General features: G+C 59.8%; 25 protein-coding genes. 9 read left to right on the top strand and 16 right to left on the bottom strand.

Annotated features, from left to right (window positions below):
• Positions 1 to 54 precede the first annotated feature (54 nt).
• The 7 genes from J3P75_RS10775 to J3P75_RS10805 form a co-directional block, all read right to left on the bottom strand.
• Positions 55 to 1,056 carry a glutathione S-transferase family protein gene (locus J3P75_RS10775; RefSeq protein ID WP_434710318.1) on the bottom strand — a complete coding sequence of 334 codons (1,002 nt, stop codon included), beginning with the start codon at positions 1,054 to 1,056 and terminating at the stop codon, positions 55 to 57.
• Positions 1,057 to 1,147: 91 nt separating this feature from the next.
• A complete protein-coding gene (locus tag J3P75_RS10780; protein WP_434710320.1) occupies positions 1,148 to 2,149 on the bottom strand; it encodes a glycosyl transferase family protein in 1,002 nt (333 codons plus the stop codon).
• Positions 2,146 to 2,481: a TusE/DsrC/DsvC family sulfur relay protein gene (locus J3P75_RS10785; RefSeq protein WP_434710322.1), complete on the bottom strand. Its 336-nt coding sequence runs from the start codon at positions 2,479 to 2,481 to the stop codon at positions 2,146 to 2,148. Before J3P75_RS10785 ends, J3P75_RS10780 begins: the two co-directional genes overlap by 4 nt.
• Positions 2,478 to 2,771: a sulfurtransferase complex subunit TusB gene (gene tusB, locus J3P75_RS10790; RefSeq protein WP_434710324.1), complete on the bottom strand. Its 294-nt coding sequence runs from the start codon at positions 2,769 to 2,771 to the stop codon at positions 2,478 to 2,480. Before tusB ends, J3P75_RS10785 begins: the two co-directional genes overlap by 4 nt.
• Complete coding sequence (gene tusC / locus J3P75_RS10795; protein WP_336355920.1) at positions 2,771 to 3,127, bottom strand: sulfurtransferase complex subunit TusC; 357 nt, start codon at positions 3,125 to 3,127, stop codon at positions 2,771 to 2,773. The genes tusB and tusC overlap by 1 nt, the downstream gene beginning before the upstream one ends.
• Positions 3,128 to 3,520 carry a sulfurtransferase complex subunit TusD gene (tusD, locus tag J3P75_RS10800; RefSeq protein ID WP_434710326.1) on the bottom strand — a complete coding sequence of 131 codons (393 nt, stop codon included), beginning with the start codon at positions 3,518 to 3,520 and terminating at the stop codon, positions 3,128 to 3,130.
• Between the two features lie 174 nt (positions 3,521 to 3,694).
• Positions 3,695 to 4,024, bottom strand: coding sequence for a DUF6388 family protein (locus J3P75_RS10805; protein ID WP_434710328.1), 330 nt, complete (start codon positions 4,022 to 4,024; stop codon positions 3,695 to 3,697).
• 133 nt (positions 4,025 to 4,157) lie between these two features.
• On the opposite strand from J3P75_RS10805, the gene J3P75_RS10810 reads away from it, so the two are divergent.
• A complete protein-coding gene (locus J3P75_RS10810) occupies positions 4,158 to 4,508 on the top strand; it encodes a hypothetical protein (protein ID WP_434710330.1) in 351 nt (116 codons plus the stop codon).
• Between the two features lie 113 nt (positions 4,509 to 4,621).
• On the opposite strand, the gene J3P75_RS10815 is transcribed toward J3P75_RS10810, so the two are convergent.
• Positions 4,622 to 5,047, bottom strand: coding sequence for a GNAT family N-acetyltransferase (locus J3P75_RS10815; RefSeq protein ID WP_434710332.1), 426 nt, complete (start codon positions 5,045 to 5,047; stop codon positions 4,622 to 4,624).
• Positions 5,048 to 5,192: 145 nt separating this feature from the next.
• On the opposite strand from J3P75_RS10815, the gene J3P75_RS10820 reads away from it, so the two are divergent.
• A complete protein-coding gene (locus J3P75_RS10820) occupies positions 5,193 to 5,630 on the top strand; it encodes a hemerythrin domain-containing protein (RefSeq protein WP_434710334.1) in 438 nt (145 codons plus the stop codon).
• A 194-nt stretch (positions 5,631 to 5,824) separates the two neighbouring features.
• Here J3P75_RS10820 and J3P75_RS10825 read toward each other — a convergent pair whose 3' ends face one another.
• A complete protein-coding gene (locus J3P75_RS10825; protein WP_434710336.1) occupies positions 5,825 to 6,148 on the bottom strand; it encodes a contact-dependent growth inhibition system immunity protein in 324 nt (107 codons plus the stop codon).
• Positions 6,138 to 10,928 (bottom strand): RHS repeat-associated core domain-containing protein, encoded by a 4,791-nt coding sequence (locus tag J3P75_RS10830; protein WP_434710338.1) that lies wholly within the window; start codon positions 10,926 to 10,928, stop codon positions 6,138 to 6,140. The genes J3P75_RS10825 and J3P75_RS10830 overlap by 11 nt, the downstream gene beginning before the upstream one ends.
• A gap of 195 nt (positions 10,929 to 11,123) precedes the next feature.
• On the opposite strand from J3P75_RS10830, the gene J3P75_RS10835 reads away from it, so the two are divergent.
• On the top strand, positions 11,124 to 11,714 hold the full coding sequence (locus J3P75_RS10835) for an NUDIX domain-containing protein (RefSeq protein ID WP_203418586.1): 591 nt from the start codon (positions 11,124 to 11,126) through the stop codon (positions 11,712 to 11,714).
• Position 11,715: 1 nt separating this feature from the next.
• Here J3P75_RS10835 and J3P75_RS10840 read toward each other — a convergent pair whose 3' ends face one another.
• Positions 11,716 to 12,231, bottom strand: a complete 516-nt coding sequence (locus J3P75_RS10840; RefSeq protein ID WP_434710340.1) for a methylated-DNA--[protein]-cysteine S-methyltransferase — start codon at positions 12,229 to 12,231, stop codon at positions 11,716 to 11,718.
• A gap of 150 nt (positions 12,232 to 12,381) precedes the next feature.
• Here J3P75_RS10840 and ggt point away from each other — a divergent pair, with 150 nt between their 5' ends.
• The 4 genes from ggt (at position 12,382) to J3P75_RS10860 (ending at position 16,927) form a co-directional block, all read left to right on the top strand.
• Complete coding sequence (gene ggt, locus J3P75_RS10845) at positions 12,382 to 14,109, top strand: gamma-glutamyltransferase (RefSeq protein WP_434710342.1); 1,728 nt, start codon at positions 12,382 to 12,384, stop codon at positions 14,107 to 14,109.
• A 65-nt stretch (positions 14,110 to 14,174) separates the two neighbouring features.
• Complete coding sequence (locus tag J3P75_RS10850; RefSeq protein WP_434710344.1) at positions 14,175 to 14,711, top strand: cysteine hydrolase family protein; 537 nt, start codon at positions 14,175 to 14,177, stop codon at positions 14,709 to 14,711.
• A gap of 417 nt (positions 14,712 to 15,128) precedes the next feature.
• The gene (locus J3P75_RS10855) at positions 15,129 to 16,139 is read left to right on the top strand and encodes a lysozyme inhibitor LprI family protein (RefSeq protein ID WP_434710345.1); all 1,011 of its coding nucleotides are present in this window, start codon (positions 15,129 to 15,131) and stop codon (positions 16,137 to 16,139) included.
• A 152-nt stretch (positions 16,140 to 16,291) separates the two neighbouring features.
• Complete coding sequence (locus tag J3P75_RS10860) at positions 16,292 to 16,927, top strand: hypothetical protein (protein WP_434710347.1); 636 nt, start codon at positions 16,292 to 16,294, stop codon at positions 16,925 to 16,927.
• A gap of 44 nt (positions 16,928 to 16,971) precedes the next feature.
• Here J3P75_RS10860 and J3P75_RS10865 read toward each other — a convergent pair whose 3' ends face one another.
• Together J3P75_RS10865 and J3P75_RS10870 are read right to left on the bottom strand one after the other, a co-directional pair.
• The gene (locus J3P75_RS10865; RefSeq protein ID WP_434710349.1) at positions 16,972 to 17,517 is read right to left on the bottom strand and encodes a hypothetical protein; all 546 of its coding nucleotides are present in this window, start codon (positions 17,515 to 17,517) and stop codon (positions 16,972 to 16,974) included.
• 70 nt (positions 17,518 to 17,587) lie between these two features.
• On the bottom strand, positions 17,588 to 17,887 hold the full coding sequence (locus J3P75_RS10870) for a DUF7693 family protein (RefSeq protein ID WP_434710351.1): 300 nt from the start codon (positions 17,885 to 17,887) through the stop codon (positions 17,588 to 17,590).
• A 154-nt stretch (positions 17,888 to 18,041) separates the two neighbouring features.
• Between J3P75_RS10870 and J3P75_RS10875 the strand changes: the two genes are divergently transcribed.
• Positions 18,042 to 19,487, top strand: a complete 1,446-nt coding sequence (locus tag J3P75_RS10875; RefSeq protein WP_434710353.1) for a SulP family inorganic anion transporter — start codon at positions 18,042 to 18,044, stop codon at positions 19,485 to 19,487.
• Here the strand turns inward: J3P75_RS10875 and J3P75_RS10880 are convergent.
• Positions 19,455 to 21,686, bottom strand: coding sequence for a response regulator (locus tag J3P75_RS10880; protein ID WP_434710355.1), 2,232 nt, complete (start codon positions 21,684 to 21,686; stop codon positions 19,455 to 19,457). The genes J3P75_RS10875 and J3P75_RS10880 overlap by 33 nt on opposite strands.
• A 190-nt stretch (positions 21,687 to 21,876) precedes the next feature.
• On the bottom strand, positions 21,877 to 22,395 hold the full coding sequence (locus tag J3P75_RS10885; RefSeq protein ID WP_434710356.1) for a carboxymuconolactone decarboxylase family protein: 519 nt from the start codon (positions 22,393 to 22,395) through the stop codon (positions 21,877 to 21,879).
• Between the two features lie 275 nt (positions 22,396 to 22,670).
• On the opposite strand from J3P75_RS10885, the gene J3P75_RS10890 reads away from it, so the two are divergent.
• Entirely contained in the window at positions 22,671 to 23,489 is an 819-nt protein-coding gene (locus J3P75_RS10890) for a cupin domain-containing protein (RefSeq protein WP_434710358.1), read from the top strand.
• On the opposite strand, the gene J3P75_RS10895 is transcribed toward J3P75_RS10890, so the two are convergent.
• Positions 23,490 to 24,383 (bottom strand): DMT family transporter, encoded by an 894-nt coding sequence (locus J3P75_RS10895; RefSeq protein WP_434710359.1) that lies wholly within the window; start codon positions 24,381 to 24,383, stop codon positions 23,490 to 23,492. It lies immediately after the preceding gene.
• Positions 24,384 to 24,450 lie beyond the last annotated feature (67 nt).

Below are 24,450 nucleotides of genomic sequence, written 5' to 3' on the forward strand. Positions count from 1 at the left end.
TCCAGTGTGGGAGCCAGCCTGCTGGCGATGGGGCCTTCAAAAACACCTGATCTCTTAACCTCGGCGCCAAACCCCTTTGCCCGCCAACCGCGACCGATCATGGGCCACAGTAAAGTCCTGCTCCGGCCCCTTCGGCACTACGCCCGTCGGGTTGATAGTCTTGTGACTGCCGTAGTAGTGATGCTTGATGTGCTGAAAATCCACCGTTTCGGCAACGCCCTCGATCTGATACATCTCACGCAGCCAGTTCGACAGATTCGGATAATCGGCAATCCGCCGCAGGTTGCACTTGAAGTGGCCGTGGTACACCGCATCGAAGCGAATCATGGTCGTGAACAGGCGCACATCGGCTTCCGTCAGGTACTCGCCGGCCAGATAACGATTGGCGCCCAGCAGTTGTTCCAGATGATCGAGCTCGGCGAATACCTCATCGAAGGCTTGTTCATAAGCTTGCTGCGACGTAGCGAAGCCGGCGCGGTACACGCCGTTGTTCACTGCCGGATAGATTCGCTCGTTCAGCGCATCGATCTCGCTGCGTAACGGCGCCGGGTAGAAGTCGAGGTCGTTGCCGGTCAGCGCGTCGAATGCGCTGTTGAACATGCGGATGATTTCCGCGGATTCGTTGCTGACGATGCGCTTGAGCTTCTTGTCCCAGAGTACGGGGACTGTGACGCGCCCAGTGTAATCAGGCGTGTCGGCGGTGTAGCGTTGATGCATGTAATCGAAGCCGTCGAGCTTATCGCCGGTCGAGCCGAGCGCTTTGTCGAAGGTCCAGCCGTTTTCCAGCATCAGCCAACTGACCACCGAGACGTCGATCAGACTTTCCAGACCTTTGAGCTTGCGCAGAATCAGGGTGCGATGCGCCCACGGGCAGGCGAGTGAAACGTAGAGGTGATAGCGCCCGGCTTCGGCAGCGAAGCCGCCTTCACCGCTCGGGCCCGGCTCGCCGTCGGCGGTGACCCAATGGCGGCGCTGCGCCTGTTCGCGCTGAAACGCGCCGTCCTTGCTGCTTTCGTACCACTTGTCCTGCCAGTGGCCATCGACGAGTAAACCCATGATCCAGACTCCGTAAACCAATATTCATTGGAGCCGAATCTATTCCGATGAGTTCGAACAAAAAGCGCAAAGATCGGGCGTGAATGATCGGTTAAATCGATTTGTCTCGCGCGACCCAATACTGCTCGGCGGTAGCGAAGGCTTGCTCACGGCTGTCACCGAGGCCGCGCAAGGCCAGTGCCATGGTCGCGATCAAGGCCATTTGCGGGTAGCTGTCGACCACCTCGCCACGCCATACCGCTTTCAGCTGCTCGATATCCAGCGTGGCCGGTTTGACATGGCGTTGTGCCGACAGCTGCGGCCATTCCTCGTCCCAGCTTTGCCCGCCAGTGGTGCCGTAGAGATGGCTGGTGGCGTCCGGGTTGATCTCGATTTCGCCGCCGTCACCCTTGACCACAATCGCCGTGTCGCCGAGCAAGCCGCTGGCATCGCGATGCACTGCCTGATAGCCGGGATGGAAAATGCTTTGCAGGCCGCATCGCGCGCTCAGCGGGTTGAGAATCCGTGCCAGTGAATGAATCGGCGAACGCAGGCCCAGCGTATTGCGCAGGTCGATCATCCTTTGCAGTGGCGGCGCCCAGTCCACCAGCGGCATGAACGCCAGTCCGCCGTTATCCAGCGCGTCGCCGACCTGCAGCCAGGTGCGGCACAACGGGATATTCAGTTCGCCCAGCAATTGTTCGCTGTACAGCCGCCCGGCGGTGTGCGCGCCGCCGCCGTGCATGAAGATGCGCACACCGTTCTGCGCCAGGCACTTGGCCGCCAGCAGATACCACGGCAAATGACGTTTTTTCCCGGCATAGGTCGGCCAGTCGAGATCGACGTTCAGGGCTGGCGCCTGCAAGCGTTCGCGCAGGGCTTCGGTGAAACCGGCCATTTCCTCGGCACTTTCTTCCTTGTGCCGCAGCAACATCAGAAAAGCGCCGAGCTGGGTGTCTTCGACCTTGTTATCGAGCACCATGCCCATGGCTTCGCGGGCCTCCTCGCGCGTCAGATCACGCGCGCCGCGCTTGCCTTTGCCGAGAATGCGCACGAACTGCGCGAACGGGTGCTCGGCGGGCGTTTCGAGGGTCAATGCTGGAAACTCGGTCATAGGCAATTCGTCGGTTTGGGCAGGCCCGCCAGTTTTGCGGCGAGTTTGGCAGGGGTGCCTTTGAACAGTCGGTTGAGGTGCAGGCTGTTGCCCTTTTCCGCGCCGAGTTTCAGCGCGGTGTACTTGATCAGCGGCCGAGTGGCGGGGGACAGCTGGAATTCGGCGTAGAAGCTGCGCAGCAATTCGAGGATTTCCCAGTGTTCGGCAGTCAATTCGATATCTTCTGCGGCGGCCAGGGCGCTGGCGACTTCGGCCGACCAGTCGCGCAGATCGACGAGAAATCCGTCCTTGTCCAGTTCAATGGCGCGGGCGCCGACGGTCAGTGCATTCATAACCAGCTGTTGACCTTGTCGTGGTGAATCGACAACTCGACGAAGGCCGGGTAGTCGATGGCCTCGGCCCAGTCCGGAATCTCGATCGCACGTGCTTGTACATCTTCAAGCAACACAAACAGGCGGATTTTTTTGTCGTGCAGGGCGAAAAACGGCGCGCTAGCCGGTTGCAGGGCGTACACCGCATCGCCGGACAGCAGCAACGCATCAGCACTGCCGAGCAAGCGCAGGCAACTGCTCAGGCGATCGTCGCCGAAAGGTGAGTGAGATAACACATGCAAAGTCGACATCAGAGGGTGATCACCTGGTCGTAGCGGTCAATAAGGGCGGTGATGTGTTCGGCAGAAAGCGCCTGTGCTTCGTCCAGCGAGAGTTGTCCGAGTCCACGCGCGTTGGCGCTTTCTGCGCAATAAAACAGCTCCTCGACCCCGAACATCGGCAACGCTTGCAGATTGGCGCTGAGGTCTTTCTGTTGCAACGCTTTGGCGTTCTGCCCCGCGGCCAGTTGCAGCACCCCGTCATCAAGAAACAGCAAGCCGATCGGCAGATCGAATGCGCCACCGGCCAGCACGATGTCCAGCGCTTCGCGAGCGCCGGGGCCCGACCAGGGCGATTGACGGCTGATGATCAACAGTGATTTGGCCATTTACGCGCCTCCGAAGCAGATCAGGCGATCGGCATCCTGCACCGCGTCATGCAACTGACCGAGGCCGGACAATTCCCATGGCGCACTGATCGAAACCGCCCCACGCTGATAGCGCTTGGCTTCCTCCGCGCTCAATACACCGCGGCGCAGGGCGGCGGCGATGCAGACTACGCCGTCGAATTTCTGCTCGGTGATAAACGTGCGCCATTGCTTGGGCAGGTCCAGTTCGTCCTGCGGCGTGACCAGCGCGTCGGAGGCGTTATGGACGCCATCCTGATAGAAAAACAGCCGGACGATTTCATGCCCACCGGCCAGCGCCGCCTGAGCAAACAGCAGGGCGCGGCGCGAGGAGGGCGCATGGGCGGCGGAAAACAGCGCAATGGCGAACTTCATGGCGGACTCGATCAGCAAAACTGCGGCCATGATAAAGCTTTATGCAGGCTGTCGCGAAACCGAAGTTGATGCATATCCCTGTAGGAGTGAGCCTGCTCGCGATAGCGGTGTGTCGTTTACAAGATATTCGCCTGACACACCGCTATCGGGGAGCAGGCTCGCTCCTACGATTGGTTACGGCTTGATGCCATATAAATCGCAATATTCGACCCAATCCATCCCGGCCATTTCCGCGACTTCGCGGTGCACTTCCAGACGCTGCGCCTGGTATTCCTCTGGCGAATCTGCCGTCAGTTGCAACGTCAGCTCCCAGGCAAACAACCCCTGACTTTCCGCCTCGGCTTCAAACGCTTCGTGCAGTCGTTCTTCACGATATTGCGCCTGGGTTTCGCCCTTGGCCTGCGCCAGCAACGGGTTGAGGTGGTCGAGGGTTTCGCGCAACTCGGGACGTGCGTCGAGAAATAATTTCAGAGCATGCTCATGTCGCTGATCGGTAGGCGCCATGTGTTTTCCTTGTAAGGCTGATGACTCTAGGGTGCCGCAGCGCTGTGCGTCTGTCTCGCGATAAATGCAGTAAAGCAGAACGATTTCAGCGGGGGCGGTGATACAGTCCGCTTTTTGCCAACGAGCGAATGCGATGAGAATTCTGATGTTAGCGCTGACGGCCACGATGCTCGCCGGCTGTGCGGGTTCGGTGATGAACGATGCGCGGACCCAAACTCCCTACAAAGTCCTGACCTCTGACAAGGCTGAAAAAGTCGTCGCACAGTGCGTGCAGTTTGGCTGGCAGGATGAGGCGGTGTTCGGCGTGGATGCGGCGGCTTATATGGAACCGCGCAATGCGGGCGGCACGACGGTGTATACCCGTTCGGCGGAGTCGTTCGTTGACGTGATCACTGACGCTTCGGGCACGACACTGAATTACTACGCGCAGAAAGACGATTTTGTTGCCAAGCGCCGGTTGGCGGCGCTGGCGACCTGTCTCTAGGCCAGTTCAGCGATGCGGCTTATGCCGCCATCGCGAGCAGGCTCGCTCCTACCCTGGATGTGTGGTCGACACAAAACCAGGGTGGGAGCTTGCTCGCAAAGGCGCCGCTACGTTCACCCTGCAAAACGCTTCTGAAAGAAATGCCGCTTGTGCCCTGGTGGATAGTCGACGATCTCACCAAATTGGCTATACCCGAGCTTCTTGTAGAACTCAGGCGCCTGAAAGTCGAACGTGTCGAGCCAGGCGCCGATGCAGCCTTTCTCTCGTGCAAGATCTTCGGCCATGCGCATCAGCTTCGAACCAATGCCCTGGCCCCGGCCTGCTTCAGGCACTGACAGCAGATCGACGAACAGCCACTGGCACGCGAGCCGGCCATACAGCCCGCCGAGAATCTTGCCGTCATCGTCACGTACCAGCAGGGTCAGGGCCTGTGAAACCGCAATGCCGGCCTTCGCCACGTTGTAGGCATGTAGCGGCGCCAGAATGGCGTTTCGTTCGTCTTCCGTGGAATTTTCTGACAACTCGATGCGCAGATTCATGCGGGACTTCCTTGTTTTAAGAACTCGCAGCCTATCCTGCCCGACGCTCATTTTCCAAGCGCTTGCCTACGCTTTGGAACCGCTTCGCTTGCGCCGGGTCTAGCGTTTACAGCGTCATTCCCGAACGCCGCCAACAAGGACCCCCATGAATATTTTCGAAGCCTTGCGTGAAAGCCACGAGCGCCAGCGCAGCTACGCCAAAGCCTTGATCGAAACTAGCGGCGACAGTCCAGAGCGGGTCGAGGCCTACAAACAGCTGAAAGCGGAACTGCAAGCCCACGAAACTGCCGAGGAGCGCCACTTCTATATCCCGTTGATGGCCATGGATGAAGGTGTCGACCTTAGCCGTCATGCCATCGCCGAGCACCATGAAATGGACGAAATGATGGAAGAACTCGACGAGACCGAGATGTCCAGCCCAGCCTGGCTGGCGACGGCGAAGAAGCTGTCGGACAAGGTTCATCATCATCTTGAGGAGGAAGAGCATAAGTTTTTTCAGATGGCTGGAAAGCTTCTGGATGAGAAGCAGAAAGAGCAGTTGGCTGGGGAGTATGAGAAGGAGTTTCAGGCGCAGTTGTCCTGAGTGCACATTGACATTGTTTTCCGTGGCTCGCTGTTGCGAACAAACAGGCCCGGTGATACCACCGGGCATTTGTTTGCGAAGTGGCTACTGCGTCAGCCCGGTAACTGATCGCCGACGCGGGCTGACTCGATCCATTTGATAGTTCTGGCTTTAATTTTCTATCACTCGTAAAACTGGAGCCGGGCGTCAGGCTTTCATCGGTGTGGATGCGGATCAGCCAAGCTGTCGTTCAATTTCTTTTCGATGTGACGTAGCCATATCTCGCCAGAAGCCCATTCGTTCCAGTAGCAATAGCTACAGCTCATCTCTTTCAATAGGAAATCGCGTAGATTGTTTTCCGTTAGATTTGACCCTAGTAAGATATCAATTTCCTTTAACACCTGTTGCGTAGTGAGTTCGTCGGAGTCCGCCACAAAAGATTCCATTACCTCATTAGCTGAGTCGAATTCACACATCCAGTCCTCATGAAAATAGGCCCCGAGAAACTGGAATAGCCTAGGAAAATCTTCAGTTATCATTTACAAATCCCGTCAAGATAAAATACCCAAGTGGTGAAGTCGCATCTCGCCGCAGCACTAATCTAATACTAAATAGCGGTTCTAGCGTGCCACTCTGTCTTACAACACCAATACCAGCAGGAGCAGACATTCGCTCGTTAATCACAAAATTATTTGCGTTACCTGCTAGAAAATCGTCGATATTTACTTTGTTGCTATTGATAACATGCGAGAGTGCAGCTTCAGCCTCCGTCCTGTTATGAAATGTAGACGCAATAGGTATGTTTGGCTCAGTTATCAGTCTAGCTCTCAATTGCGTTTCCGATCTATTGACATGTCTCGCAATAGCATGTCCACCTCGAGACTCGTGGGCAGCTAAGCCTCCACCCGGAACAATTTCACTATACGGTCCATCTGCCTGTACCGCCCCGGGACACGGAGTGCAAGCCAGCCCCAACGGATCCACCCACCCCGTCGGATTCGGTGTGTACTGGTACTGATTCAACCCACCCGCCAGCTTCACCGGGTCCGGTGTCAGATAGCGTCCCAATCTCGGGTCGTAATACCGGTGACGGTTGTAGTGCAAACCACTTTCAACATCGAAATACTGCCCCTGAAAACGCAGCGGCTGGTTCAGGTAATCGTCACCAGCCAGGGTCAGCGCGGCGGTTTTGCCATAGGCGTCGTATTGCGCGGACCAGACGATGTCGCCGCCGTAGTCGGTGAGTTCCTGCGGCGTGCCGAGGTGGTCGAGTTGGTAGTAGAACGGGCAGGCTTTTTTCGGGCCTTTGCCGTCGAGCAGTGCGAGTGGGCGGAAGGTGCCGGGTTCGTAGACGTAGCTGCGGTATTCGTTTTCGCTGCTTTCGGCGACGATCTGCTCGCCTTGCCAGAAGAACTCGGTGGTCTGGCCGTCGACGGTTTTGCGGATGCGCCGGCCGAAGGCGTCGTATTGATAGGTGGCGGTCTGGCCATTGGGGCGGGTCATGCCGATCAGGCGGTGCTGGCTGTCGTAGCGGTATTCGGTGACGAGTGCTTGTTCTTTGCCGCGGCGTTCGCGGATCAGGTTGCCAAAGGCGTCGTAGTCGTAATGCCGGTCGCCCTGCATCAGCAGGCGATTGCCCAGGATCTGGCTCGGGCCGGGGCGGTCCTGCATGAGCAGGTTTCCGGCCGGGTCGTGGGCGAAGGATTCCGGCAGTTCGTCGCGCGAATGGCGGACGCGAATCAGCCGGTCGAGGGCGTCGTAGCCATAGGTGCGTTGGCCGTGGCGGCTGTCGGCGATGTGGGCGAGGTTGCCGTTGGCGCTGTAGGCATAATCGCGGCGGTAGAGCGAATCGCGCTGATGGCCTACGGCGTGAGCCAGTAATCTTCCCTGTTCGTCGTAGGCATATTCGCTGAGCAGCAGGCCTTGCTGGCGCTGCACTTCGCGGCCGAACTGGTAGACGTGGCGGGTCAGCGGCGTGCCGTTGAGGTCGATTGCGCTCAGCGCGCCGCCCTTGGCGTAGTGGTAATCGAGCTTGCTGTTGTCCGGCAGGCGCAGGCGCTTGAGCTGACCGCAGGCGTCATAGGCGTAACGCAGGGTGCCCCAGCCCTGGTGTTCGGTGATAAGCCGATCCTGACGGTCGTATTCGAAGGCCAGCGGGTGGTTGTGGCCGTCGTCGACGGCGATCAGACGGCCGAGACGGTCGTAGGCATATTCAACCTTGATGCCATCGGGCAGGGTCTTGACCAGCAAGCGTCCGGCCGCATCGCGCTTATAGGTGGTGACCAGCTGCGAGCCGTCATCGCCAAATTCGGTCTTCTCCAGCAGATGCCCGTTCAGGTCGTAGGCATACGCCGTGCGTCGTCCATCGAAGCCGGTTTCCTGTCGGATCAATCCCGTCGGCGTGTAGTCCAGCCGGTATTTTTCTCCCGACTCGTTTTCAATCTCGGTGAGCAGCAGTTGCGCGTGGTCGTAGCGGTACTGCACCTGTGTGCCGTCGGGGTTGATCCGCCGTGAAACCAGGTGCAGGTCATCGTCGTACTCGTAACGGGTAATGCGTCCGAGCTCGTCGCGCTCGGCGGTCACCTGGCCGTAGGCGCCGTAGCTGTAAGCGCGGATGCTGCCGGTAGGAAATGTCGTCTGGATCAGTCGGCCAACGGCGTCCCACTGCTGGCGGGTGACGGCGCCGTGTTCGTCGGCAGTCGTCGTCCGTCGCCCCAATGCGTCGTAGGAAAAACGCCGCACACCACCGTCGGGCAGGGTTTCTTCGGTCAACTGGCCGAGCGGATTCCACACCAGCTTATGGCGGCTGCTGTCCGGGTAGCGGATCGACAGCAGTTGCCCGCGCACGTTGTAGTAGTAATGTGTGACGTGGCCGTCAGGATCGACCGCTTCAGTGACGTCGCCCTCGGCGTTGCGCCGATAAATCCACACCGCATCGCCGCGGGTGCGCCGGTAGAGAAAACCGTTGCGGTACTCGTAGGACGTTGGCGCGTCGTCCGGCGGAATCAGCGCGATCAGCCGTCCGACTTCGTCGTAGCGGTATTCGGTGACGGCGCCGAGAGGGTCCTGCTCGGCGATCAACCGGCCGGCCGCGTCATAGGCCTTGAGGTGTTCGCCGCCGTCCGCCTCGACCTTGCGCACCAGCCGCGCGCGCTCGTCGTGGACGTAGGTTTCTTCGGTGCCGTCGACGTATTGCACCGCGACGCTGCCGTCGTCGGCCCAGACGTAGCGGGTGTTCATTTGCGAGAACGAGGCCCAATGCCTGACGCAACGTGCAGCCTTGCCGGGGCGCTCCCACTCCCAGAAGAAACTCGCGCCGCCAGCCAGTTGCCGCTGCAGAATCACATGAGCGTCGTCGTAGTCGTAACGCTCGCTGTCGCCGACCGCGCTGGTCGCTTCGATCAGATTTTGATAGGCGTCGAAGCCATAACTAACGAGGGGCTGCTCGGTGTGCCAGGTGCCCTCACGAAACACCTGATAATCCACGCTAACCAGTTGCGCCCGGTCATAACGCAACAGCAGCGAACGCCCGGCGCCGTTGTCTAGGCGCTGAATGCGGTCGGAGCGGTCACGTTGCAGGGTCAGACGATTGCCGTAGACATCGCTGATCGCGGTCAGCCGTCCGGCGCGAAAGTGATAAAACCGCGCCGCCTCGCCGGCCAGCGCCAGAATCAGCTCTTCCGGTTCGTCGCCAAGAAAAATCGCCGCCCGCGACAGACTGTTGTGAATCGCCGGCCGCGTAACGCTGGGCAACGGAAACCGCGTACGCCGGTTTTCATGATCGACCCAGACAACAAAGTCACCCTCAAACTCCAGCCGATGCGCCAGCGAATGGCTCCAGCCGAACCCCAGGCCAATGTCGATCTCGACGGCGCTTGAGCGATACAAACGGCTGAATTCAAACGGCAGCACACCATCCAGCACCGCATCCGTCAGCGTCAGCAGCTCTTCGCCGGTAACCATCGACACCGGGCAACCATTGGTGCAGGTCAGCGGCACGCAATCGGCGCTGTCGCCGTTCGGGTTTTTGGCCTGATCGGGGGAGTCGTCGTGCGGCTCGTGGCGCTCCATCCGCGTCGAGCCGCCAGATTTGGCCCGCGCCAGCGGCGCCGGATTCGGCACGGTCAGCACCACCGAATCGGCCTGACGAATGTTCAGCGGGATCGAGGGCGTCGGTTTCAGCGCCACCTCACGCGCATGCAGCATCAGCGGTTTCAACGCACTGGCATGCTTGTTCAGTTCCGGCGTCGTCGACTTCAGCTCCGCCAGGCGCAGTGCCGAGGCGGCCAGCCATTGCCGCGCCCGCGGCGAATTGATCTTGTCCAGCACCTTGCTGCTCAAACGCAGCGACACGCCGGCACCACCCGCGACGCGCATCAACAGAAAGCTGACCAGCAGTTCGACCCGCACCTCGGCCACCACTTCGGCGAGGTACTGCGGCGGCAACATCTTCAGCCAACTGGTAAACGCGGCCAGATGAATGAACAGCAGCGGCTCGTCGCTGAGCATCAACAGCGCGTTGGCGATGGCCTCGCTGGAGGCTGCGAGCAACGCTTTCAGTTCGAGGTCGCTGAGGTATTCGAGGAGTTTTTCGCTGTTGAGCTGCAAGTCAGCGAGGAGGGCGAAAACCTGTTTAATGTCGTCCCAAACGCCGTTGAGCGCGTTCTCGAAACCGCGCCAGTCGGCCCGTTGCAACTGCCCGTAACGGTCGAGAAAACCGGCGCTGGAAAACTCCGTCCACTGCGGCTGAAACCCGGTCCATTCGCCGCGCAGCCAGCCTTCCAGTTCCGCGATAAGCCCTTCATAAGAGGCATACAACGCCCGCACCTGCGCAGTGGAAACATCGGGAAAGAAGGTGATGCGATAACGCTGGCCCCGATCGCAGTCGGTGACTTGCAGAATGCCGCTGGGGCCGATGGTGTAGCGCAGCGGTTCGCCGAAGGTCTGGACGTCGTCGACCTCACTGAGCAACGGTTCAAGCGTCACCGGTGTATTGCCGATCGGCACAAAACGCGCGGCTTCGAACAGGTGCACCAGCGTCAGCGGCCCGCCGGCCGGGCACATCACCACCGATGAACTGAGCGGCTGGCGCGAGGTGATCGGCGCACTGAGGCGCACGTCGTTGCCGATGGTAAACACCTGCTCGATGTCGAGCGCGGTGCCGGTCCAGAACTGCTCGGCCCAGGCGTCGTAGTTGTTCAGGCACAGGCGGAATTCGCCGATCAGGGCTTCGAAATCCGGTTGCTTTGGATTGAGCGCGGCCACCACCAGCAAACCGATACTGTTGTTCAGGGCCAGGAGCCGATCAGGTTCAAACATTCGCAGTCGCTCGCGCACATCAAAAAGGTGCGGGGACTTTGCGGGGGATCAAAAGAGAAAGAAGTCGGGCAAGTAGGCAGTGTCTGTAGGACGGTTCGACATGCCTTGTAGGGCGATATATGGTTGGGTTTTTTCGTTCAAATAACCGGGCATCTGCAGGCCCGGAGGCCATCAATGACTAAAGGATCAGGCGTCATGTCCAACACAGCCGAGCGGGTCAATATCGTCGACACTCAGGTGTTGTCCCATGACTGGTATTTGTTGAAGAAAATCACCTTCGACTATCACCGCAACAATGGCGAATGGCAGCGTCAGACTCGCGAAGTCTACGATCGCGGTAACGGCGCGGCGATTCTGCTGTTCAACCGCGATAAACGCACGGTGGTGCTGACCCGGCAGTTCCGCTTGCCGGTGTTCGTCAACGGCCATGACGGTTTACTGATCGAAGTGGCGGCCGGCTTGCTCGAAGGTGCGGCGCCAGAGCAACGTATCCGCGATGAAGCCGAGGAGGAAACCGGTTATCGCGTGCACGATGTGAAGAAGGTGTTCGAGGCTTACATGAGCCCGGGGTCGGTGACGGAAAAGTTGCACTTTTTCATCGCCGAATACGACGCGACCTCGAAGGTCAGCGACGGTGGCGGGCTGGAGGAGGAAACCGAGGAGCTGGAAGTGCTGGAATGGGCGTTCGACGAGGCGCTGGCGGCGTTTCAGCGCGGTGAGATCTGCGATGCCAAGACCATCATGCTGTTGCAGTACGCGGCGATGAATAATCTGTTCGGTGCCTGAGTCAGAACAGTTCGCCGGTTTTGCCAATGGGCGACCACTGGCCACCCTCGAGGGTCAGCAGTCGCTCTTTTGCTTCAAGCCCGCCGGCGAAACCGGTCAGCTTCCCCGACGCGCCAATCACCCGATGACATGGCGCGACGATGGAAATCGGGTTGCGCCCGTTCGCCGCGCCCACGGCCCGCACGGCAGTGGGATTGCCGATCTGCTCGGCGATCTGGCTGTAGGTGCGGGTTTCGCCGAACGGAATGGTCAGTAGCGCCGTCCAGACTTGTTTCTGGAAAGGCGTGCCAGTGAAGTCGAGTTCCAGCTCGAAGCGTTCGCGGGTACCGGAAAAATATTCTTCCAGTTGCCGCGCAGCGTTTTGCAGGACCGGGTTGCCCGGTGCCTCGCTCATTGGCCCTAGGCGAACCCGGTTCGGTTTGTCGTTTTCCCAGAGGATGGCCGCCAGTCGCGAACCGTTCGCCACCAGCTTCAGCTCGCCGACCGGCGAGGGCAGGGTGATGAATGTGTAAGGCATCAGTGCAACCCCGCTGCAAAGTTTGAACGACGACCAGCATACCGGCGATGCAGAGAGGCGCAATACGCAAAGCCGACCATACTGCTGATTGCGCTTGAAACGCTACACGTGGTTTTGCGCCGTCCCCTAAAACAAAACAGAGATCGACACATGAAGTACGAACCTTTGGCCAAGACGCTGATTGCGACGTCCCTGGCACTCAGCTGTCTCATGGCTCACGCGGCGTCGGTGGCACCGGTCGCTGCGGAAAACGGCATGGTGGTCACCGCACAACATCTGGCCACGCATGTCGGTGTCGATGTGCTGAAAAGCGGCGGCAATGCCGTCGACGCGGCGGTCGCGGTGGGCTATGCGCTGGCGGTGGTGTATCCCGCGGCAGGTAACCTCGGTGGCGGCGGTTTCATGACCATTCAATTGGCGGACGGGCGTAAGACCTTTCTTGATTTTCGCGAGAAAGCACCGCTGGCGGCAACGGCGAACATGTACCTGGACAAGGACGGCAACGTCATTCCTGAGCTGAGTACCCGCGGTCATTTGGCGGTAGGCGTGCCCGGCACCGTGTCGGGCATGGAGCTGGCACTGAGCAAGTACGGGACCCAATCGCGCAAGGACATGATCGCACCGGCGATCAAACTGGCCGAAGACGGTTTCGCCCTGGAGCAGGGCGATGTCGAGCTGCTGGAGTACGCCACCGACGTGTTCAAAAAGGACATGCGTGATTCCGGTTCGATTTTCCTGCACAACGGCGAACCGATGCAGGTCGGGCAAAAGCTGGTGCAGAAGGACCTTGGCAAAACCCTGCGCAGCATTTCCGAAAAAGGCACAGACGGCTTCTACAAAGGCTGGGTCGCGGATGCGATCGTGACCTCCAGTCAAGCCAACAAAGGCATCATCACTCAGGCCGACCTCGACAAATACAAGACCCGTGAACTGGCTCCCGTGGAATGCGATTATCGCGGTTATCACGTGGTCTCGGCACCGCCGCCCAGTTCCGGTGGCGTGGTGATCTGCCAGATCATGAACATTCTCGAAGGCTATCCGATGAAGGATCTGGGCTTCCATTCCGCCCAGGGCATGCATTACCAGATCGAGGCGATGCGCCACGCTTACGTGGATCGCAACAGCTATCTCGGCGATCCGGACTTCGTCAAAAACCCGATCGAGCACCTGCTGGACAAGAACTACGCGACCAAACTGCGCGATGCGATCCAGCCGCAGAAGGCTGGCGTATCGGCCGAACTGAAACCCGGCGTCGCGCCACATGAGGGCAGCAACACCACGCATTATTCGATTGTCGACAAGTGGGGCAATGCGGTGTCGGTCACTTACACCCTCAACGACTGGTTCGGCGCGGGCGTGATGGCGAGCAAGACCGGGGTGATCCTTAACGATGAAATGGACGATTTCACCTCCAAGGTCGGCGTGCCGAACATGTACGGTCTGGTGCAGGGCGAGGCCAACGCCATCGCGCCGGGCAAGGCGCCGTTGTCGTCGATGAGTCCAACCATCGTCACCAAGGATGGCAAAGTAGTCATGGTCGTCGGTACGCCGGGTGGCAGTCGGATCATTACCGCGACCCTGCTGACCATGCTCAATGTCATCGACTACGGCATGGGCTTGCAGGAAGCCGTCGACGCTCCGCGGTTCCACCAGCAGTGGATGCCCGAGGAAACCAACCTCGAGGACTTCGCCGCCAGCCCCGATACGAAAAAGTTACTCGAGAGCTGGGGCCACAAGTTCGCCGGCCCGCAGGACCCTAACCACATCGCTGCGATTCTGGTCGGCGCACCGACGCTGGGCGGCAAACCGGTGGGCAAGAACCGCTTTTACGGTGCCAACGATCCACGGCGCAATACCGGCTTGTCATTGGGCTATTGAGCGGAGTAAAAAGGGGGGGGCTCAGGTCCGCCCCATTCTCAAGGACTGATCAAGGAAGGCTCGACATGACCACCGCATTACTGATCATCGACGTCCAGCAGGCGCTGTGTGCTGGTGAATATCAGTGTTTTGAAATCGACCGCGTGATCACGACGATCAATGATCTGAGCCGCCGCGCTCGAGAGGCCGGGGTTCCGGTGGTGCTGATTCAACATGCAGAAAAGGACGGTGCGTTCGCTCACGGTACTGACGGTTGGCAACTCGCCAACGATCTGCAGACTTCGACGAAAGATCTGCGCGTTGGCAAAACCACCGGGGACTCTTTCTACCAGACTGATCTCGGCAAGCTGTTGCCCAGCGAAGATTTCGAGCGCCTGGTGATCTGCGGCCTGCAGACCGATTACTGCGTCAACGCCACCGTGCGCCGCGCCCATGAACTGGGCTATGACGTGGTCGTCGCGCAAGATGCACATTCGACCGTGGACAACGGCACGATGAGCGCCGAAGACATCATTGCCGAACACAACAAGGACTTCGCCGCCCTCACCAGCTCCGTGGCGCGGACCGATGTCAAGCCGGCGGCGACCATCCAGTTCCAATAACACCCCAAACCTGTAGGAGTGAGCCTGCTCGCGATGGCATTAGCCCAGCCAAAACATCACCGGCTGACACACCGCCATCGCCAGCAGGCTGGCTCCCACAGTGGTCCTGCGTTGCCCGCAAACTCGAGCCCACCACAAAACCTGTAGGAGTGAGCCTGCTCGCGAAGGCGTCAGCCCAGCCAAATCATCACCAGCTGACACACCGCCATCGCCAGCAGGCTGGCGCCCATAATGGTCCTGCGTTAACCCGACCCCTGAGCCCACCACAAAACCTGCAGGAGTGAGCCTGCTCGCGATGGCGCCAGCCCAGCCAAATCACCAACGCCTGACACACCGCCATCGCCCGAACAGGCCCGTCACAGATTTCCAGCTCCGGCACTGGCATACTGCGCGCCATCTGAAGAATGGAATCTGCCGATGTTCATCTCCAACCTGCGTCATATGGTTGCTCTGACCTGCCTTGCGTTTGCCGGCGCCACACAAGCCAGCAGTTTCGATTGTGCCGCTGCTGTCAGCAAAACCGAAAAAGCCATCTGTAGCGACGCACAAATTTCGGAGCTCGACGACAAGCTGGCGACGCTCTGGCATTCGACTCTGGCCAAGGTCGCCAACGCCAAAACGCTCAAAACCGATCAGCGCCAGTGGTTGAAGAACCGTAACGCCTGTGGCGATTCCGCTGCCTGCCTGCGCCGTGCGTACTTGATGCGTCTGGCCGAACTGGAGCACGCCGCTCAGCCCTTCAGTTGGCACGCCACCTGGCAATTGATCCCGCCAAGTGCTTCGACTTCGGCAACCGTCATCACACAGCGCGATGATGCTACTCATATCAGCTTCGATATCACGGCCGCGGAGGCTGGCAATTCCGGGGATCTGACCGGCATTGCCGAGCTCAAGGACGGCAAGGCCGTTTTCGTACAAGACGACTGCATCCTGGTATTCACACCGGTAAACGGCGTGCTGGACATTTCGCAAGGCGAAGCGGGCGGTTATTGCAGTGCCGGATTGGGGGTGTATTACACCGGGCGCTTCGTTGCTGCGCAGCAGCCGCTGACGCTCGATTATGACCTCCTCAGCCTGGGTCTGGCGCGCACGCCTTTAGAGGATCAAGCGCTGCGTTCGCTGCTCGGCGAGGATTATCAAACGCTCATCGAAAAGTCTGGCAGCTTGATCAGCGCGGATGCCTCAAAGGAGATTCCGGGCAATGAGGTGACAGAGATGTCGATGCGCGGCCTCGGCGCTACCGGCGTCGTGATGGGGGCAAGTGATGCGCGTTATTGGGTTTTATTGGTGGCGAACCATAACGGTCACTCACGGCTGCGTTATTACACCAACGTCTCACAATGGAAAAACCGGCTGCCCGATGCGTTGCAGACCTGGTATGACCGCATGAAAGATCATCTGCAATTGCCCGTGGATTTCATGCCCTGACTGGCTCGATAACTTGCGATGCGCCAAATATTTTTCGTCAAATTTCTGCTTTCGGGCTTTCCCCCAGCCACAGCACTCTCTAGAATCCGCCCGGCCTTCGCGATGAAGGCGTAATGCCATCATTTGTTTGCGTATACATAGGGACGGACATCATGCAATTCGGGAAAACACTCGCGCTGGGGCTGGTACTTGCGCTGGGCGGCTGTGCCAGTTTCACAAAAGACGAAGTCGCGCCGGTGACCATGCCGTCGATGGCAAATTATGCCAACAAGCCAAACGTCTACGTTGATTTCGATTTCTATCAGGGCGAGCCGAAAAGTGCCTCTGCCGTGGAAGTGCCGCAAGCGCGCGAGCAACTCAAACCGCAATTGCAAAAAATCCTCACTGACTCAGGCCTGTTCGGGCGCGTCACTCTGGACGAATTTCAGAAGCAGCCGGGCGACTACAGCCTGCGTCTGAAGATGTACAACCATCCGCCAAATGCCGGTTCGATGGTGCTGGGGTTCATCAGCGGTTTCAGCCTCGGTGTGATCCCGGCGTACGGCACCGATCAGTACACCATGAGTCTGGAAGCACAGGATGGAACGGGTCAGCCCCTGACCACCGCCAGCAACCACGATGCGGTTGGCACATGGATCGGCATCTGGTTCATTCCGCTGATGGGCAACACACCGGCTGAAGCGGTAAACGACACGTTCACCCGCCAGGTCAACGCGTTGCTCAAGCAAATGGTGGATAACAAGAATCTCAAGTATTCGGCACTCAAAACCCGAATCCCACGAGCGTAAACGCCCAAAAAAAGAGCCGCAATTGCGGCTCTTTTTTCTACCTGTTATTTCAACGCCTGAATGAATTGTGGATCGCTGTACAAGTCTTTCAGCAGGTCACGCAACATCGGGTTGTAAGCATTGACCGCGTTCGGGATCGCAATGAAACCGAAGAAGCTGCTGCTCCATTGGCTGCTGACAGTCTTGGTCGCGTCGTACACCACGTCTTTGCCTTTGAGCAGGGTGAACCGCGCCGCCAGTTTGCCATCGCCCGTACCCATGCCGGCGGACAGTTCGTTTTTCACCACCAGAACGTTCAAGTGACGTTGAGCCTGCGGGTCGAGCAAACCGGCCTTGCGCAGCTCTTCAGTGATTGCGTCCTGAATATGCGCCGGAATGCTGCCGGACGGCGAGCTGATCGGGTTGGCACGAACCACCAGTGAACCCTCACCGGATTCGGCGGTGACCTGAGGATTGCTGATCGCATTCAGTGGCGGGGTTTGCTTGAGCTTCTGCACGTTTTCGTAGCTCGGCTCGTAGCGGGTCATGGTCATGCCACACCCTTGGAGCAACAGCGCCAGCATCGGGAGCAGCAACAGAGACTTCTTCACGGCAATTCCTTGCGTATATATCTAGAGGGATGCGAATTATGGGCACAGTGCCACTATTGGGCAACCTCGTTCACTTGTCCTGCAACAACCGTTCAACCTGCGCCAGTTCCCAGGTACTGAGCAGACTCACCGGATCCGTGCCATAACGCTGCCACGATTCAAGCGCGCCCTCATGGCCCTCGGGACTGCAGGCGTATTCACAGTGATGTAATCGTTGACCGGCAAAATCCAGCAGCAGGCGCCAGCCTTCGATATCGACCGTGATCAGGCCAGTCGCATCAGGTCCTGCGCAGACCTTGAACGTCAGGACGCCCAGCGCCGCTTCACGCAGACGCTGACAAACCTCGCGGGCGGTCAATGATGACGACATGTCGAGCTCAACCAAAAAATGAGGCGCCAGCATAAGGCGCGGCTCGACACCTGTCAGCGATCACTGGCCCGACGCGGAACAATTCCGTAACATTCGCCCCCCTCTTTTTCCGAACACCTGCGGTCGCCGCGTCGGCCGCTCAGTCAGGTAAGCCATGAAACCGATTCGTCTGCGCGCCGATGTCCTGGCCGGACTCACCACCTCGTTTGCCCTGTTGCCCGAATGCATTGCGTTTGCGCTGGTGGCGCACCTCAATCCGCTGATGGGCCTGTATGGCGCGTTCATTATTTGTACGCTCACGGCGCTGTTCGGCGGGCGCCCGGGCATGGTGTCCGGGGCCGCAGGCTCAATGGCCGTGGTGATCGTCGCGCTGGTGGTGCAGCACGGTGTGCAGTATCTGCTGGCGACGGTTTTGCTCGGCGGTCTGATCATGATCGCGTTCGGGCTGCTGCGTCTGGGCAAACTGGTGCGCATGGTGCCGCACCCGGTGATGCTCGGGTTCGTCAACGGGCTGGCGATCATCATTGCCCTGGCGCAACTGGAGCATTTCAAGAGCGGTGAAGACTGGCTCAGCGGCACGCCGTTGTACCTGATGACCGGCCTGGTGCTGCTGACCATGGCCATTGTCTACATCCTCCCGCGCCTGACTCGCGCTGTGCCGCCGGCGCTGGTGGCGATCCTCGGTGTCGGCTTGCTGGTCTATCTGTTTGGCCTGCCGACCCGTACCCTCGGCGACATGGCCCACATTGCTGGCGGCTTGCCAACCTTTGCGCTGCCGGATATTCCGTGGAATCTCGAAACCCTCGGCATCATCGCGCCTTACGCGATCCTGATGGCGCTGGTCGGTCTGCTGGAAACCCTGCTGACCCTCAACCTCACCGACGAAATCACCGAAACCCGCGGCTATCCGGATCGCGAGTGCGTGGCGCTTGGCGCGGCGAACATGGTTTCGGGCGCCTTCGGCGGCATGGGCGGTTGTGCGATGATCGGCCAGACCGTGATCAACCTCAGTTCCGGCGGGCGCGGGCGTTTGTCCGGAGTGGTCGCGGGCGTGCTGATCCTGTTGTTCATCCTGTTCCTGTCGCCGCTGATCGAGCGGATTCCGCTGGCAGCGCTGGTCGGCGTGATGTTTGTGGTGTCGCAGCAGACCTTCGCCTGGGCATCGTTGCGAGTAATCAACAAAGTGCCGTTCAACGATGTGCTGGTGATCATCGCCGTGACTACCATCACCGTGTTCACCGATCTGGCTACTGCCGTGCTCTGCGGCATCGTCATTGCTGCGCTCAACTTCGCCTGGCAGCAGGCGCGCGAACTGTACGCCGATGAGCATCTGGAAGCCGACGGCAGCAAGCTCTATCGCTTGCACGGCACATTGTTCTTCGCCTCGACCACGCCGTTTCTCAACCAGTTCGACCCGGCCAATGATCCAGACCGGGTGACGCTGGAATGCCGGCATCTGAGCTTTGTCGATTATTCAGCGATCGCCGCGCTGAAAACCTTGCGTGAACGCTACGCCAAGGCCGGCAAGCATTTGCAGGTGTTCCATTTGTCGGAGCGCTGCAAGAAGTTACTCAAGCGTGCCGGCGTCGATCACGACTGAGGCTGCGCCGGGCGCGTCCTTGAGCCAGGTCTTGCCGAGAATGCGCGAGACCTGATCGGCGGAGTAGGGCTTGGCGATGAACTCGAATCCTTCGTAACCGCTGCGTGCCAGTTCTTCGCTGTAGCCGGACGTCAGAATCACCGGCAGATCCGGGCGGCGCCGGCGCAGCTCCTTGGCTAGAGCGACGCCAGTGATGCCCGGCATCACCACGTCGGAAAACACCGCATCGAAGGCCATGGCGTCGGCACCGGCCAGTTGCAGGGCTTCTTCGGCGTTGGTCGCCCAGACCGTCTCGTAGCCCAAGTCCTGCAGAATCTGATTGGCAAAGCGGCCGACATCAAGATTGTCCTCAACCACCAGCACCCGGCGCTTTTCGTGCAACGGTTCTGCGTCGCCATCATCCGCTGCGTCGTTGCACTCCACTTCGCTGGCAGGCACTTGTGGCAGGTACAGGGTGAACTCCGAACCTTCACCGAGCACGCTGGACACATCGACGTTGCCGCCCGATTGCTTGGCAAAGCCGAACACCTGCGACAAGCCCAATCCGGTGCCCTTGCCGACATCCTTGGTGGTGAAAAACGGTTCGAAGATGTGCTCAAGAGTCTTCGCATCGATGCCGGGGCCATTATCCGCCAGAGCAATCGACACGAATTGCCCGCCGGAGCCGGCGTGGCCGCGAATCGCTGGCAGTGGCTTGTTGCATTCCAGGCGCAGTTTCAACAGTCCTTGGCCGTTCATGGCATCGCGGGCGTTGAGGGCAATGTTGATCAGCGCGGTCTCGAACTGACTGAGGTCGACACGGATATAGCAGGGGTGATCAGGCCGTTCGACGCAAACATGAATCTGCGCACCGGTCACCGACTCAAGCATTTCGCCAATATTTTCCAGACGCTCGCCGGCATCGACCACCTGCGGATTGAGCGGCTGGCGGCGGGCAAAGGCGAGCAACTGGCTGGTCAGCTTGGAGGCGCGTTCAACCGTATCGGACACCGCGCGCATATAACGCTGGCGGCGCTCTTCGGAAAGGTTGGGCTGGCGCAGGAAATCCACCGACGAGCGAATGATCGTCAGCAGATTGTTGAAGTCATGCGCGACGCCGCCGGTGAGCTGGCCGATGGCTTCGAGTTTTTGCGATTGGCGCAACGCTGATTCCGCATGGGCCAGGCGCAGGCTGCGCTCCTCGACCCGCTGCTCAAGCGTCGCGTTGAGTTCGGCCAGCGCGTTGAGGCCTTCGCGCACGCTGGCATCGGCGCGCACCCGCTCGATGTGCGCCCAGCAACGTTCGGTGACTTCGCTCAACAGCGCCTGTTCGAATTCCGACCAGACCCGCGGCGCCTTGTCATGGATGGCCATTAGAGCAGTCAGGCGACCTTGCTTGATCAGCGGCACGCAAATAGTCGCGGTGATACCGATCGCCTGGAACGTTGCCGATTCCTCCGGCGGCAATTCGCTGCGGTTGTCATGGATGACCAACGGTTTGCCGGCACGCAATAGCGTCACGGCTTTTTCGCCGAAGTCGCGCAATCGATAGTGGCCGACAATGCTTGGCGAGCCCGGCGCCGCGTAGTCGCCGCGAATGGTGAAACCGTCTTCGTCGGCATCCATGTCGGCGTAAGCGCAATTGGACAGTTGCAACTGCTCGACCATGAGCCGCGTGCTCGTCGCCAGAATGTCCTGCGCCTCAGTGGCATTGGTCACCGCCTTGCCGATCGCATCGAGGACCACCAGGCGCTGGTTGAGGTGCACGGTCTGCGTGGTTTCGGTGACGGTGTCGATCATCCCGACGACATTGCCAAGAGAATCGCGAATCGGGCTGTAACAGAAGGTGAAATAGGCCTGCTCGGGGCCGCGGCCGCGCTCGATCATCAGCGCGAAGTTTTCGATATAGGTAGCGCGCCCGGCATAAGCCGCATCGGCGATGGGGCTGATCTCGCTCCAGGCTTCTTTCCAGATATCGCTGAACGGCCGGCCCAATGCGTTCGGCTTGTCACCGAGAATCGGCACAAACGCGTCGTTGTACAGGGTGATCAGTTCCGGGCCCCAGATGATCGCCTGGGGGAAGTGCGAGGCAAGACTGAGCGAGACCGTGGTCTTGAGCACATCGGGCCAGTCTTCCAACGGTCCGAGCGGGCTGTTTGCCCAATCGTGCCGTCGAATCTGCTCGGCCATCGCGCCGTGGTCCTGTAACCAGTCTTTCATGGGGATCGTGTCTATCCTGACGTCAGCATGTGAAGAAGACCCTTGTGCCGGAATTTGGTTTCAGCGCACCTGTGCGGTGTTGGCGCGCGGGTGGGGCCGGGCCTTCGCGCATCATGGCACGATGCATTGGACAAAACGATTTGTGGCGAGGGTTTCGCGCCCTCGCCACAGTGTTTTTGCCAACGGGTTATCACACTTCGATGGCGGGGAAATCGATGTCGGTCAGCGCTGTGTTGTTCAGGTAGTTGGTCAGGGTCTGCACCGCTACCAGCGCGATCACTTCAATGATTTTCACGTCATCGATACCGGCGGCGCGGGCCGCAGCGATCTGCTCATCGCTCAAGTGGCCGCGGGTTTCGACCAGTTGCCGGGCGAGGGCGGCGTAGGCGTTGAGTTCGCCGTGACGGGCGGCGACGATGTCCTCGGTCGACAGTCCAGCCTTGCCAGCGAACAGGGTGTGCGCCGCCAGGCAATAGTCGCAACCGTTGACCTGCGAAGTGGCGAGGTACACCGCTTCTTTTTGCTGGGCGCTCAGGGAAGTCTTGCCGAGGATGGCCGAGGCCTGCACGTAAGTGTCGAGGGCGACCGGCGCCTTGGCCAGTGTGGAGAACAGGTTCGGCAGGAAGCCGATTTTCTTTTTCACGCCTTCCAGCACAGGGCGGGTGGCGTCGGTGGCGGTGTCGAGGCTGATAGCGTTGATGCGGCTCATGGTGATTCTCCGAAGTACCGGTGCAGAGTGCGCCGGGGATGGAGGCCATGTTATTGAGCGTGACTGGTGCTTTGGCGGCAAATCGTCGAGGATATGCTGCAGATCGTCCAGATAAGCGCTTGGTGGAGGGTTTATCGACCGGGCGGGCGCCTTTGCGAGCCGGCTCGCTCCCACAGAATTATGCATTTCAAGGTGGGAGCGAGCCTGCTCGCGAAAGTCTCGACGCGGAACCAGCGTTGAAACACCCCAAGCAGCCAACAAAACCGGAGTCGCCCATGGATCGCCTGTCAACCTTGCTCAGCCATTTCGGCGTGAACGCCGGGACCTTTCACAGCGGCGCGTTTTGTGGCGTCAGCGTGCATGAGGACGAGCCGGTCGGCCATGTTCATCTGTTGCAGGCGGGTGAGTTGTTGTTGCAGCCAGGTCGTGAGCGCGAAATGCGGCTGACCGAGCCGTCGCTGATCTTTTTCCCGCGGCCCTTTACTCATCGCATGCTCGCCGACGAAGCCATGGACACCCGGCTGGTGTGCGCATCGCTGACGTTCGACGGCGGCTCCGGCAATGCCCTGGCGGCGGCACTGCCGGATTATCTGGTGCTGAAGCTGACCGACATTGCCGAACTGGGCAGTACCCTCGAATGGCTGTTCAAGGAAGCCTTCGAAGGCCACTGCGGGCGCGTGGCGGTAATGGATCGGCTGTTCGAATTGCTGGTGATTCTGCTGTTGCGCCACTTGATCAGCAGCCGTGAGCAACAACCGGGGATGCTCGCCGGGCTCGCCGATCCGCGCTTGTCGCGCGCCTTGAACCTGATGCACGAGCAACCGCACAAACCCTGGAGCGTGGCCGAGCTGGCGTCGCTCGCCAACCTGTCCCGTGCCGGTTTTGCCGAACAGTTTCGCCGGGTGGTCGGGCAGACGCCGGCCGATTATCTGCTGAGCTGGCGCGTCAGTCTGGCGCAGAAACGCCTGCGCGAAGGCCGGCCGATTGCGCTGATCGCCGAGGAGGTCGGTTACGAAAGTCCTTCAGCGCTGGCCCGGGCATTTCGCCGCAAAACCGGGCTCAGTCCGCGCGAATGGAAGGCCGCTTTGGAATAATCATCGCGCAAACTTTTTCGCCCCGGCGACACAGAGAATCACCCCTAGCGTCACTGCCAGCATGCCGAGGCTGACCTGTTCATGCAGCAGGGTCGCTGCCAGCGCCAGACCGAAAAACGGTTGCAGCAATTGCAACTGACCAACCGCTGCGATCCCGCCCTGAGCCAGGCCGCGATACCAGAACACAAAACCGATCAGCATGCTGAACAGCGACACATAACCCAAGCTGAGCCACGCAGGCAGACTGATCGTGCCGAACGAGGCGGGCGCCAGCCACACACTGGCTATGGTCATCAGCGGCAACGACAGCACCAGTGCCCAGCAAATCACCTGCCAGCCCCCCAGACCGCGGGACAGCTTCGCGCCTTCGGCGTAACCGAGGCCGCAGGCGAGAATCGCCGCGAGCATCAACAGGTCACCCGTGGGCGAGGCAGTCAGGCCTTGCGCCAGGGCAAAACCGACCACCAGCGCACTGCCGAGAATCGAAAACAGCCAGAACACCGGACGTGGCCGCTCACCGCCGCGCAGCACGCCGAAAATCGCCGTGGCCAGTGGCAGCAATCCGACAAACACAATCGAATGCGCCGACGTGACGTGTTGCAGCGCCAACGCGGTCAGCAGTGGAAAACCCAACACCACGCCGAGTGCGACAATCAGCAGCGACAACCATTGAATGCGCGCCGGCCGTGGTTGGCGGAACAACCCCAGCAGAACCATGGCCAGCACCCCGGCGATGGCGGCGCGCAGCACCGTCAGAAACACCGGATCGAACTCCAGCACCGCCAGACGCGTGGCCGGCAGCGAGCCGCTGAAGATCAGCACGCCGATGAAACCGTTGATCCAGCCGCTGGTTTTTTCCAGTGCCGGGTTGGGCAGGTTTGCGGTCCGATCCATACGAATTCACGCTCGACAAGTGAGTTGCGTTGCGCCGATGCTAGGGCCGAGAATCAGCACAATCAAA

This window comes from Pseudomonas sp. R1-1 (assembly GCF_051132135.1).
Classification (GTDB): Bacteria; Pseudomonadota; Gammaproteobacteria; order Pseudomonadales; family Pseudomonadaceae; genus Aquipseudomonas.